Below are 13,738 nucleotides of genomic sequence, written 5' to 3' on the forward strand. Positions count from 1 at the left end.
CTCCTCCGTCTCATGATGACACGCGGATCGTCTGTCCTGCGGTCATGGTTAAAATAATTACATAATCGCCCTGAGGCGTAAGCTCTGCCTTGGCTTGTTCATGTCCTTCCACGCGTAGCGGATAAGCACTGCGAAGGATCAGCGAGTCACTTCGGTCTGCCTTAATAACCGCTGTCACAAGCTTGTTGTCCGTCCATGTTATGGCTACCGTATAACCACCTCTTGCACGAAGCCCTTTAACTTGACCTTGAGTCCAGAGTTCAGGCAGTGCCGGCAGTAAATGTAACTCGTTCAAGTGGCTCTGCAATAACATCTCCGCGATTCCAGCCGTGCCTCCAAAATTACCATCAATTTGGAATGGTGGATGGTCATCAAACAGATTCGGATGTGTGGATCGAGCCAGCAACGTGCGCACAAACTGATGTGCCTGGCTGCTATCCAGCAGTCGTGCATACAGATTGATCAACCATGCACAGCTCCATCCTGTATGCCCGCCACCTTGTGAGATACGACGTTCAAGTGATACCCGTGCTGCTTCTACCAATTTCGGTGTGTGTACTCGATTGATCTGCTCCCCCGGATACAGCCCATACAGATGGGAGACGTGACGATGTCCTGGTTCAGATTCAGCAAAATCTTTAAACCACTCCAGCAATTGTCCTTCGCTTCCAATTCGGAATGGATAGAGTTTCTCCAGAGCCTCACCCCACTCGCTCGCCAATGACTCATCTAGATTCAATTGCTTCGCGGCCTCAATACAGCGGCTGAACAGTTCACGAATTAACGTCATATCCATCGTTGAAGCCATGGATATACTGCGTGCCTCCCCAGCATCTGTGAGAAACTTGTTCTCTGGTGAAGTGGATGGAATCGTAACCAGATAACCATCAGGCCCTTCCACCAGCCAATCGAGGCAGAACAGCGCCGCCTCTTTCATGATGGGATACGCACGTTCCTCAAGAAAACGCTGATCACCGGTAAACTGGTAATGCTCCCATAGATGCGAGGTCAACCATACGCCACCCATCGGCCAAAATGCCCAGCTCGCGTCTCCACCTGTAGGCGTGGGGGTTCTCCAGATATCCACGTTATGATGGGCAGTCCATCCACGAGCTCCATACAGAATCCGCGCCGTTCTGCGTCCTGTATCACTGAGATCGGTCAGCATATCAAACAGCGGCTCATGACATTCACTGAGATTGCAGACTTCTGCCGGCCAGTAATTCATCTCCGTGTTGATATTGATTGTGTAATCACTATGCCATGGCGGCTCTACCTGATGGTTCCAGATTCCCTGCAGATTGGCAGGCTGGCTGCCCGGACGCGAACTAGCCATTAACAGATATCTTCCATATTGAAAATAAAGTGCCTCAAGCCCAGGGTCTTGTTGCCCTGCCTGATAAGCCTGCAGCCGCTCATCTGTAGGTAATTCGGCGTTAGCCGATACCCCTAAATCAATCGAGACTCTGTTAAACAACGCACTATGATCCTGAATATGTCGGTCACGAAGCGCTTCCGCGCCATGTGTGATCGCTTTGGAGATCAACTCCTTGCATTCCTCTTCCAATACAAGATGATCCTTCACAGGTAACACATCATAACTTTCAAAGGATGTAGCCGCTGCCAGATAAAACACAACCTGATCAGCACCCTGAATATGTAACTTGCCTTCCAGATTGGAGACCTTCACCTGATCGCCAGATGCCGCAAACGCTACACGGACAGCATAAGCCGTCCCCCGATCCTCTTCATAGAGGACGGATTCCGGGTGATCCCTGAAGTAATTGGACTCCACATGACTTGGGCACCGACTGAACATGGTTAGAGCATCTCCCGAAGTCTCAACGCGATAAGGATGGGGACTGTCTAGCGTAACACTTACACTCACAGCGCCCTTCTGATCAGCAGTCAATGTGCAGACCATCAGATCATCCGAAGCACTGAAATACACTTCACGTACGTAACGAGTTCCTTCCCATGAGTACGTCGTGGTTGCAATGCCCGATTCCAGATCAAGTTCCCGTTCAAATGCATCATATGTAGGATCATCCAGACCCTCATGGTGCAATAGAAAATGACCCATCGGCTGGTAGGCCTCTACATCACGACCAAGCATTTCACGGTTCAACAAATCCTCAGCTTCACCATACTGCCCAGACATAATCAACTCTCGCGTCTGCTTCAAATACCGCTGGCTGCTGTATTGAATCGTATCCCGTGGAAACCCTGACCATAATGTATCTTCATTGAGCTGAATTCGTTCATCTGCTGCGCCACCGTACACCATGCCTCCAAGACGGCCGTTTCCGATGGGCAATGCTTCTTCCCAGCGTTGTGCCGGTTGTCGATACCATAGACGATTGATTTTAGTTTGGTTATTGTGTTGGGACATGATTAGCTCCTGTTCCTGAATCAGCTGTATATATCTTATGTCGTAAAACGTTTTCGGTAAGTGCTTACAATAATAAAATTATATGTGATTTCAAAATTTGCGTCAATGCAAATCATCACATCATCCACAAAAAAAGGCCCCATATAGGGCCCTTTCTTGTGTAACCATGGTTTGCAGACAATTCGTATTATTTTACGTCTTTTCCTGTCCACAGAGAGACACGTTCCTTAACCCAAACCGTAAATTGTTTCTCCATTTCAACTGCACCCGCTTTGTCCAAATCAGCCAGTAAAGCATCATAGGTTGCATCAAAGTTTGCTGGTGTAGTCAGAACAGCTTCCGGAATCCGTTTACGGATGATATCCTGTGTTTTCTGGAACGTTACCTCATAGTCTGTACCGGAAGGTACGGACATGTTATACGCTGCGCCCCAATCCTTAACTGGCAGATCTTCTTCAGCCGGATAGAACTCTTTCCAAGTCGTGATACCGTAAGCTTTCAGCGTTTCTTTCTCTGCAGCTGTGTAACCAGCTACAATCTGCTCAGGGAAATTTGTTGTATAGTAGTTATCCGTAGAATCTTTTACACCATCACCGTATCTGGCGCTAAATACGTTGTACATCCCAATTCCTGTTTCCTTACTGAAATTGGAGTTGTCATTCGTTTTGCGGTCCTGAACGTCATCTGGAATCACGCGTTTACCATCTTCTACGTTGTAATGTTCACCTTCGATACCCCAGTTTCTCAGAACTTGTCCTTCATCGGAAGCAAGCCAATCCATAAATTTGATGATGCGCACTGGATCTTTGGCCGAAGTAGTAATCCCGATGCCATAACCGTCAAATCCGGCTGGTTGGAACGTGTGATCCACAATTTCATCGTTAAGTGATACAGAGAAGTGAGCGTATGTGGCATCATCCTTGCCCGATGATTTAAGCGCGTTCTCCGCTTCTTGATAGTTCCACTCTTGGTCAATCAGACCGAGGACACGGCCACTGGCAATTTTGGACTTGTATTGGTCATCCTTTTGAACAAATGCATCTTTGTCCAGTAGGCCTTCATTGTACATTTTATTCAACCAGCGGAAATATTCTCTTTCCTCTGGACGTTTGTAGTGCAATTTTGCTTCATACGTCTCAGGGTCAATGTAATATTCCCCATCATCCGGTGCACCTGTTGCCTGGAAAGCTGGATTCGTTACCGTGATCATGATCTTCCAGTCATCTGCATTTAATGTTAATGGAATGGTTGGTTGACCATCAATCGTTGGATGTTTTTCATAATAGGCTCTGAGTACATTCTCGTAATCCTCAAGTGTTTTCACTTCAGGGTATCCAAGCTCTTTCAATACTCTTTGCTGAATTTCAAATCCACCTGTAGCGTCAAACGTAACATTATCAACACCCATATTGGTTGGAATGGTATAGATCGCTTGATCTTCCAAACTGTATTTCAAACGGTTCATCTGTTCCCCATAGATTTTTTTCAGATTGGGAGCATGCTCCTCAATCAGATCCGTGAGATCCAGCATCGCGCCTGCATCCACAAGCTTAGATAAGTTACCTTTAGGGTAGATCATATCAGGAAAGTCACCACTGGCAGCCATAAGCGCAATCTTCTGGTTACCACCATCGTTTACATCATACTCTGCTTCAATGGTAACGCCTGTTTGCTCCGTAATCTTTTTACCAACAGCATCTTGCATCTTGTTCCAGGTTGGACTAGCATCCGCCCCGAAGAATGTAACTGTAATGGGTTCGGTACCGCTGGACTCCGAAGTCTCTTTGGTTCCCGAATTCCCGCAGCCAGCTGTAACCAACATTGCACTTGCGAGCATCAACATTGCAAACGTCTTGGGTGTATTGCCTTTCATTTTGCCTCTCATTGTCTAGTTCCCCCTATTATTTATGAAGGTTTTATCTGTATAACAGGCTTTATGCCTGAGGATACCACTTTTTTTGAATACGCTTTCGAGTTCATTCATTCCGACGTTTTTAGTGAAGTTGACATTTCAATTCTGTAAAAAGAAGATTATTCTGCTAACAGACGTAAAACGTTTTCGGAAATGAAATAAACCGCTTACTGAAAGTGCTTACATGATAGATTATAGGCTATCCATCACCTTACGTCAACAACAAAAAAAGCCCTTTCTCAAGGGCTTTTTTTGCTATGAAAATTCTTAATTTTAATGCTTCGTTTTCAAGCTTATTTCACATCTTTTCCAGTCCACAGGGAGACACGTTCTTTCACCCAAACCGTGTATTGTTTCTCCATTTCTACTGCACCTGCTTTATCAAGTTCAGCCAGGAGACTGTCATACACGCTGTCAAAGTTCTCAGGTTTGGCAAGGATCGCTTCTGGGATCCGTTTGCGGATGATATCCTGTGTTTTCTGGAACGTTACGTTGTAGTCTGTGTCAGAAGGTACAGGCATATTATACGCTGCGCCCCAATCTTTCAATTTCAATTCGTCTTCGGAAGGATAGAAATCTTTCCATGTTGTGATACCGTATGCTTTCAACGTTTCCTTCTCAGCTGGTGTGTAGCTTGCTTGGATCTGCTCTGGGAAGTTCGTTGTATAGTAGTTGTCTGTAGAATCTTTTACACCATCACCGTATCTTGCGCTGAAAATATTGTACAACCCAACTCCTGTTTCTTTCGTGAAATTGGAGTTGTCATTCGTTTTGCGTTCCTGAACCTCGTCAGGAATCACACGTTTGCCATTTTCTACATTGTAGTGTTCGCCTTCAATACCCCAGTTTCTCAACACCTGGCCTTCATCGGAAGCAAGCCAATCCATGAATTTGATAATCCGTACCGGATCTTTGGCCGAAGTTGTAATCCCGATGCCATAACCGTCAAATCCTGTTGGCTGGAATGTGTGATCCACAATGTCCTTGTTCAGGGACACGGAGAAGTGAGCATATGTGGCTTCGTCCTTACCTGCTGCTTTGAGAGCGTTCTCAGCTTCGCCATAGTTCCAGTCTTGGTCGATCAGACCGAGGACACGGCCACTGGCGATTTTGGATTTGTATTGATCATCTTTTTGAACAAAAGTATCTTTGTCGAGCAAGCCTTCATTGTACATTTTGTTCAACCAGCGGAAGTATTCTTTCTCCTCTGGACGTTTGTAGTGAAGCATCGCTTCATACGTTTCAGGATTAATGTAATATTCCCCATCATCCGGTGCACCTGTTGCCTGGAAGGCCGGGTTCGTTACCGTGATCATGATCTTCCAGTCATCTGCATTGAGTGTCAGTGGAATGGTTGGTTGACCATCAATCGTTGGATGCTTTTCATAATACGCTCTAAGAACGTTTTCGTAATCCTCAAGTGTTTTCACTTCTGGGTATCCCAGTTCTTTCAACACTCTTTGCTGAATTTCGAATCCACCACCTGCATCAAAAGCGACGTTATCTACACCCATGTTGGTTGGAATAGCATAGATCGCTTGATCTTCCAGACTGTATTTCAAACGATTCATCTGATCGCCATATATCTTTTTCAGGTTAGGTGCATGTTCCTCAATCAGGTCAGTCAGGTCCAGCATTGCGCCTGCATCCACCAGCTTCGACAGGTTACCTTTAGGAAAGATAATATCAGGGTAATCACCGCTGGCAGCCATCAAAGGTATCTTTTGGTCGCCACCATTATTCACATCGTATTCTGCTTCAATTGTAACACCTGTTCTTTTGGTAATCTCTTGGCCCACTGCATCTTTCATGTTGTTCCAGCTTGGACTTGCATCTGCACCAAAGAATGTAAAGGTCACTGGACTGGTTGTATCTCCGGAATCAACCGGCTTTTCTGAAGCGTTAGTTCCTCCTCCACTGCCGCTGCATCCTGCTGTAATTGCAAGTGCACTGGCTAACAGAAGCATTGCGAATGTTTTTGGTGTTTTGCCCTTCATGTGTAATCCCCCTTATGGATATTAATGAAGCTGTATATTTGTATAACAGGCTGACCTGCACATACCGTGACCAGATGAAACAAATGTAATTTCCTTGTTTTTATAACATTAGAAGCGTTTTCTTAAAATAAAAAAACTGTTCTTCTCTTACCTTTTTCCTCTTCATTCCTGCAAGTGTTAACTTTGAGATTCTGGTGTATCTCACATGATGTACAAGCAAATGTAAGTGCTTTCATATTTGAATAATAATCGCTCCTATATCCCTTGTCAATAGTGAATTTATAAAATTGAAAACGTTTTTTAGAAAACGTTTTAGATAAAAAAAGAACCCAGATATTCGGGGTTCTTTTTCGTTTTAGATCTGAATTGCTAATCGCTTATTTAGCCTCTTCACCGCTCCACAATTGAACACGGTTTTGAACGAGTTCTGTGTATTGTTTCTCCATATCCTCTGCTCCTGCATTGTTCACTTCATCAATCATGCCGTCATAGATGGCATCGAACTGCTCAGGAGTACTCAGAATGGCTTCCGGGATGCGTTTCCGGATGATATCCTGTGTTTTCTTGAAGATGACGTTGTAGTTGGAGTCACCTGGTGTTGGCAGATTGTATGCTGCTCCCCATGGTTTGATCGGGAACTCATCTTCACTCGGGAACAGATCTTTCCACGTCGTAGCACCGTAAGCTTTGAGTGTTTCTTTCTCTGCATCGGAATATGCTGCCACGATCTGTTCAGGGAAATTCGTAGTGTAGTAGTTATCCGTTGAATCCTTCACACCGTCTCCATAGTGACCGGACATATTGGTGTACAGTCCAATACCCGTTTCTTTCTGGAATACGGCTGCATTATTGGTTTTCTGATCCAGAACGTCGGCAGGAATGACACGTTTGCCGTCCTTCACTTCGTACTGTTTGCCCTCAATTCCCCAGTTCATCAGCACTTGCCCTTCTTCAGAAGCCAGGTAATCGAAGAATTTGATCGTACGAACCGGGTCAGGATTCGATGTGGTAATCCCTACACCCCAACCGGATACAAAACCTGGGTCTTGGTAGGCATGATCCTTGATATCCTCGGACAGGGTTACCGGGAAGTGTGAATACGTTGCTTCATCCTTGCCCGCGGATTTCAGTGCATTTTCTGCATCGGAATAACCCCAATCCTGGTCAATGACACCCAGAACACGTCCACTTGCAATTTTGGATTTGTATTGGTCTGTTTTTTGTATGAAGCTGTCCTGATCCAGCAATCCAGTGTTATACATATGGTTCAACCAGCGGAAGTACTCTTTTTCCTCTGGACGTTTGTAATGCAGACTTGCTTCATACGTCTCTGGATCGATATAGTATTCACCGTCATCCGGAGCTCCTGTTGCCTGGAAGGCAGGGTTTGTTACGGTAATCATGATTCTCCAATCATCCGCGTCCAGTGTTAACGGGATCGTTGGCTGACCATCAATCGTTGGGTGTTTCTCTTTGTACGCCTTCAGTACATTCTCGTAATCCTCAAGTGTACGCACTTCCGGGTATCCAAGTTCTTTCAGTACACGATGCTGAATCCCAAATCCACCACCTGCATCAAAGTACTTTTGGTCTACCGCATAATACGTCGGCAGCACATAAATAGCCTGATCCTCATTACTGTATTTCAACCGGTCCATGTAATTACCATACAGCTTCTTCAGATTGGGAGCATATTGGTCGATCAGATCTGTCAGATCGAGCATTGCTCCGGCATCCACCAGTTTGCTGAGTTCTCCTTTGGGGGAGACAATATCCGGATAGTCTCCGCTCGCCGCCATTAAGGATATTTTATCTTGACCACCACTAACGGCAAACTCACCGTTAAGGGTTATCCCTGTTTTTTCCGTAAGGACTTTACCTACTTCATCCTTCATGCCATTCCAGTTCGGACTGGGGTCAACGCTGAAGAAATCAAAAGTAAGTGGAGTTGTCTCTGCGCTTGTATCCTTGAACGACGTATCACTGCCGCTTCCTCCACCGCAACCTGCGAGTAAAGACATTGCAAGCACTGGTGCCAGTGCAATCTTCATTTTGGAACTTGCCATAATGGTAATCCTCCCTGTTTCATATGTCTGTTTGTCCGGGACTTTTTTGTCCCTGTCTATAGCTTCATGAATACCACACCGCAGCCCTATACGGTGAAGCGCAGACCAAATGGCTGCGCTTCGGGTATCCTGATGCTTCATTTGTAGATGTACGGCCGCTCTATGTGGCAGCCTGTACCCAATTGTTTAACCTTTTACTGCGCCCAGTGTCATACCGCCAACAAAGTACTTCTGAAGGAATGGATATACAATGAGGATTGGAACCGTTACAACGATCGTAATCGCCATTTTGATCGATTCCGGTGAAATCTGTGTCATTTGCTGTGCCATATCATTGGCATTTCGTCCAGCACCTGAGCCTTGCTGCGTACTTTGCAATACTTTCATCAGCTCATATTGGAGCGTGGTCAGATGTGCCTTTGAACCATTATACAGGTACGTATCGAACCACGCATTCCACTGACCTACAGCCAGGAACAATGCGATGGTAGCAAGCACTGGTTTACACAGTGGCAAGATGATTCTGTAATAGATTGTAAAGTCATTCGCTCCGTCCAGCTTCGCGGATTCCTGCAATGAGTATGGCAGGCCATCAATGAATGAACGGATGATGAACACGTTAAACGCACTGATCATGCCAGGCAATACATATACCCAGAATGTACCGATCAGGTTCAAGTCACGCATCAGAATGTACACCGGAATCAGACCACCGGAGAAATACATCGTGAGTGCGAGCGTTGTGGAAACAAATTTTCTAAGTCCAAAATCAGGTCTGCTCAGTGTAAAGGCGATCATGGATGAACTGATCAATCCGAGCACCGTACCTACAAGTGTACGCAGAATGGAGATCTGCAAACCTTGTAGCAATCCATCATATTGGAAAATCGTTTTGTAGTTCTGTAATGTGAATTCGCGAGGCCACAAGTAAATTCCGCCACGTACTGTATCTGTCGAGTTATTGAGTGAGATGGCTAGTACGTTAAGGAATGGATAAAGTGTTACAACCAGCACCATGGTCATCGCGAGGATGTTGAATATATCGAACAGTTTATCGCCCCGAGTAGCATTGAATGCTTTGTTCGCCATAATGTCGTCCCCTCCCTACATGATGCTTTCTTTAGTGAATTTTTTGAACAAGCCGTTCGCAGTAAACAGAAGGATGATACTGACAACGGAGTTGAATATACCTATGGCTGTACCATACGAGAATCGTCCCATATTCAAACCATAATTGAGCGCGTATAGATCAAGTACTTCCGAGTAGTCTGTGACCAGACTGTTGCCAAGCAAGAACTGCTTCTCGAAACCGATACTGATAAGATGTCCAATTGACATGATGAAAAGTACGGAAATCGTGGTCCGTATGCCAGGCAACGTGATGTGCCACATTTGTCTCCAGCGGTTGGCTCCATCTACACGGGAAGCTTCATACAGCTCATTATCGATACCTGTAATCGCCGCCAGATAGATGATGGCATTCCAACCGGTTTCCTTCCACATATCTGAAGCGGTTACAATGTACCAGAACAAGTTCCCCTTGGCCATGAATTGGATCGGCTGATCGATAATGTTCAGTCCTACCAATAGATCATTGATAATCCCGCCATCGGTGGAGAGCATCTTGGTAATAATCCCTGCCACAACGACCCAGGATACAAAGTGAGGCAGATATGATACCGTTTGTACGGCACGTTTGAAGAACATGCCTCTCATTTCATTCAGGAGAATAGCGAAGAATATCGGTACGATAAAACCGACAACCAGTCCCATCAAGCTCATTGCAAGCGTATTTCGAAGTACCAGATAGAAACGATCATCACTGAACAGCTCTACAAAGTGTTTAAAACCAACCCACTCTTGATCACCAAATGATCTGGCAGGTTTATAATTTTGGAAAGCCATCGTCCATCCCCATAGTGGCAGATAGTTAAATACGAAAACCCAAGCTACGAATGGCAATGACATGAGATAGAGATATTTCTGCTGTTTCATTCTGTCCCAAATTCCGTTCCGCCGATTCTTTAAAGGCGGTTTGGGGTCACTGCTTCTGTTCGCGGAAGCGGATTTTTTTGTTAGCGTTTCCATCTCCGTTCCCCCTCCTCTGTTTTATAAAATAATCATACTCGATAGAGCGTTTTCAAAATACCATCTGGATTTTAGAGAAAATCATATAAAAATTAGATATAGACATATATAATCAGACATTAATTCGTTAAAATCAGTGATAAATTCTACTTTTAAATGAAATAAAAGTTATATTAAGGTAATATATTATCTAAATTGGTATATTTCGAAAACGTTTTATAGAAATCGTTTACTTCAAACTGATTGCATACAAAAAAGACCCTTTCGGGTCCCTATAATTACAATGTGAATTGAATCGTTTGCAGTTTAACGATGCCGAGTAGTTGCGCTACGGATATGGAGGTTGCTGGACGGAATTGATCTCCATGCAGATACGCAAGTATCTCCTGAAATAAAAAGGCGGCTTCCGGACGCTTCATTACAGCCAGATTGGCAAACGGAAGTGAGGATATCAAAATCTTGCCCTTCCCTACTTTTGCCTCAAAGGCATAAGCGAGTCGTTTGGCCCGATGGAAATGGTCCACCACTTCGATCAGCGGCTCCACCCCGGGCAACGTATCCAAACATATCGCTGGTGTACCGTTCACCAAGTGATACCAATGCCAGTCCGAAGCCCCATCATGCGGGAAGGAGCCTAGTAGTGCTAGCTGTTCTCTCAAAACCATGCCCATCGTTGCACCAGGCTGTGTAGCAAACATCAGGTAATTCCAGAATACAGGCAGATACTTGGTCTCCACTGAATCATATAACCCTTCTGCGGTTGGCTGTAGCCAAACACGCCCCCCGTTAACCACATAATCAACGACATTGGGTGTTAACGACTGAACGATAACCAAGTCAATCTCCCGATTTTTCAACAACTGAAATCCATCGATGCGATCTACGCAATCATGTTGTGCTTCCCCGAGAAGTGGCTGCAGCTCTTCCATGGTATTCCAGAACCGATTCGAATTCGGATGAGACTGATAAAAAGGAAACGACCAGCCCTGCCATACATTCGCTACAGTTCTTTCCAAATCGCCTGATATCAACTCCGCCTCAATCCGAAAAGCCGCTGCTGCTTCCCGAGGTGCTGTAGCGACGATGCTTCCCAGTGACATGACAGACCCACATTGGATATCTCCGGTCTTCCATTCTCCTTCAGTGAGTATCACATCATCGCTTATTAACCTCCACTGAATGAGCGCGTCCTCAAGCGGCTCCTTACCGTAGTGAGAGATGCGTACATCGACATGAATGGATTGTCCGGCGTAAAATGTACGCTCCTTGCAGCTTAATAACAGCACCACATCTGCGTTGAAACACATGAATTCTTCTGGTGTTGTAATGCCTTTGTCATCCCAAAATACATCCAGAATGCCCGTCGTAGCATGTCCCTGCCCTGGAAAATCGCGAATGTCCAGAAGTTGTACGCCCGCAGCGTCCGGTGTTCGCCGAATTCGCTCCATGGCTTCTTTTAAGGAACGTACCAGATGGGTACCACTGACCTGTTGAAAATGCTCGAGGTCCTCCATCATGCCTTTGTTTGTTAACGATTCTTCGATCGGTCGTAACCAGCTAGGACGCAATACGCCAGTATACTTGGCTCGCTCTTGGGGCCGCACATACATGGTGTACTGTGCATGTTCGTGCCCAATGACGGGATGCTCCGCAAGCCGGGTGACTGCATGATAGTCCAGCGTGGTATCCGGCACAGCAGAATATGCGGATTCCAGCGGGGGATGCCAGTTCAACGACTGAATATAATAATCACCTTCCCGCCCTTGCGCCGGAAGCTGTCCAAAACCTGTATTGTCCGTATATAACCGGGTCGGGTCCATATCCCTTGCCCTAGATACTAATGCATTGAGTTCAGGGTGGCCATTCGGACCAAGGAGTTCATTCCCCATGGAGAACATAACGAATGAGGGATGTCTATGCAGCGACTGAAGCAACCCGTCCAGTTCTTGTGTCAGATAGGTCAATACTTCAGCTGGCGCAGACTGATCCGATTGTTCAAAGAAACGAGACCAATGGGGAAGTTCTGCCTGCACCAGCATGCCCGCTTCATCAGCAGCATCCCAGAAAGGCTCCGGCGCGCTCCACCCATGCAGTCGGACATGATTGAAGCCATACGATCTGGCGATTCGAAATTGCTGAAGATAATGCTCCTTGTCCCAGACGGGATAACCCGTCAGTGGAAAAATACAGCAATCGACGTATCCACGCAGATATACTGGTGTCCCATTCAATTCAAGCTGCTTCCCGTTTGTTACAAAGGAGCGTACACCAAATGATTGCTCCAGTCGATCCAGTTCCTGTTCACCTTCATGGAGACGGATTACAGCCTTGTATAATTCAGGGGATTCATCCGACCATTTTGCGATAGACTTCTCTGTTCCAAGTTCCAATCGCCACTGATCTATTACAGCGTTACTTTCAGTTAACTCTGCTGAGCTTGTATCCACATGTGATGGATCACTCAGATTCACATGACAACTATATCGATCAAGCCATGTGCCGTCCGGATGCTGGATATCCACATGTAATTGCATCGATCTAGCGGAATCATTTGCGGGAGCGCTTACAGTACAATCAACCAGAATGGTTCCGTTCTCAGCATCTGGTTGAATACGTAACGTATGTAATCGGCAGGGGGGCATACTGTCCAGATAAACACCACCTGTGATTCCCCCCCAGGCTGTGGCCGTATGCAATGAATGAATATGGCTACCCGCCAGCGGAAGTTTCATCGTATTATCCACGCGGATCTCCACACGATTCACTTCTCCCTGCTTCACCAGAGAAGTGACATCCCACTTCTGTTGATTCACCAGACTATCCTGCTGCCCGGCATATTGTCCATTGATCCAGAGATGCGTTGTCCATCGGACACCTTCCAATCTGAATACATAGTGGCATCCGGGATCGTCTGATGGAACATGAACATCCTGAGCATACCAGGCTGAGCCTTCATACTCGCGTACCTTGGTCCAGGTATCAAGCCTTTCATATTCAGGCTCATCTCCATATCCTTGCTCTTCCCATGAACCGGGAATCTGAATGGACTCCCATGATGTGTTTTCACACTGTGATGGCGGTAATATCTCTTGTTCAACGAGTGTATCGGACTCCAGATCCAAACAAAACTGCCATGTTCCATTTAAGTTCAATGTATGACGTACAGCGCCTATATCAGATACATTCATATCGTATAGCCATCCCTTCAACTGGATTCTTGTAAATCCAGTCTAAAATGTGAAACATTCCGTGACCATTGCTTATCATGGGAAGTGCATGGACA

The 13,738-nt window shown here is 45.7% G+C and carries 7 protein-coding genes; all 7 read right to left on the reverse strand.

Annotated features, from left to right (window positions below; genetic code table 11):
- Window positions 1–10 precede the first annotated feature (10 nt).
- The 7 genes from AC6CIF_RS14745 to AC6CIF_RS14775 all read right to left on the reverse strand — a co-directional run bounded on the left by AC6CIF_RS14745 (window position 11) and on the right by AC6CIF_RS14775 (window position 13,643).
- Window positions 11–2,392 (reverse strand): glycoside hydrolase family 95 protein, encoded by a 2,382-nt coding sequence (locus AC6CIF_RS14745; RefSeq protein WP_498200203.1) that lies wholly within the window; start codon window positions 2,390–2,392, stop codon window positions 11–13.
- A 187-nt stretch (window positions 2,393–2,579) separates the two neighbouring features.
- Complete coding sequence (locus AC6CIF_RS14750; RefSeq protein ID WP_017692217.1) at window positions 2,580–4,277, reverse strand: ABC transporter substrate-binding protein; 1,698 nt, start codon at window positions 4,275–4,277, stop codon at window positions 2,580–2,582.
- 320 nt (window positions 4,278–4,597) lie between these two features.
- Window positions 4,598–6,301 (reverse strand): ABC transporter substrate-binding protein, encoded by a 1,704-nt coding sequence (locus AC6CIF_RS14755; RefSeq protein ID WP_076212774.1) that lies wholly within the window; start codon window positions 6,299–6,301, stop codon window positions 4,598–4,600.
- 377 nt (window positions 6,302–6,678) lie between these two features.
- Entirely contained in the window at window positions 6,679–8,367 is a 1,689-nt protein-coding gene (locus tag AC6CIF_RS14760) for an ABC transporter substrate-binding protein (protein ID WP_498200204.1), read from the reverse strand.
- A gap of 186 nt (window positions 8,368–8,553) precedes the next feature.
- Entirely contained in the window at window positions 8,554–9,456 is a 903-nt protein-coding gene (locus tag AC6CIF_RS14765) for a carbohydrate ABC transporter permease (protein WP_036606894.1), read from the reverse strand.
- Window positions 9,457–9,471: 15 nt separating this feature from the next.
- Window positions 9,472–10,455: an ABC transporter permease gene (locus AC6CIF_RS14770; protein ID WP_036606891.1), complete on the reverse strand. Its 984-nt coding sequence runs from the start codon at window positions 10,453–10,455 to the stop codon at window positions 9,472–9,474.
- A gap of 278 nt (window positions 10,456–10,733) precedes the next feature.
- Window positions 10,734–13,643 (reverse strand): glycoside hydrolase family 2 protein, encoded by a 2,910-nt coding sequence (locus AC6CIF_RS14775; RefSeq protein ID WP_498200205.1) that lies wholly within the window; start codon window positions 13,641–13,643, stop codon window positions 10,734–10,736.
- Between the last annotated feature and the right edge of the window lie 95 nt (window positions 13,644–13,738).

Source organism: Paenibacillus sp. GQ49, assembly GCF_059759055.1.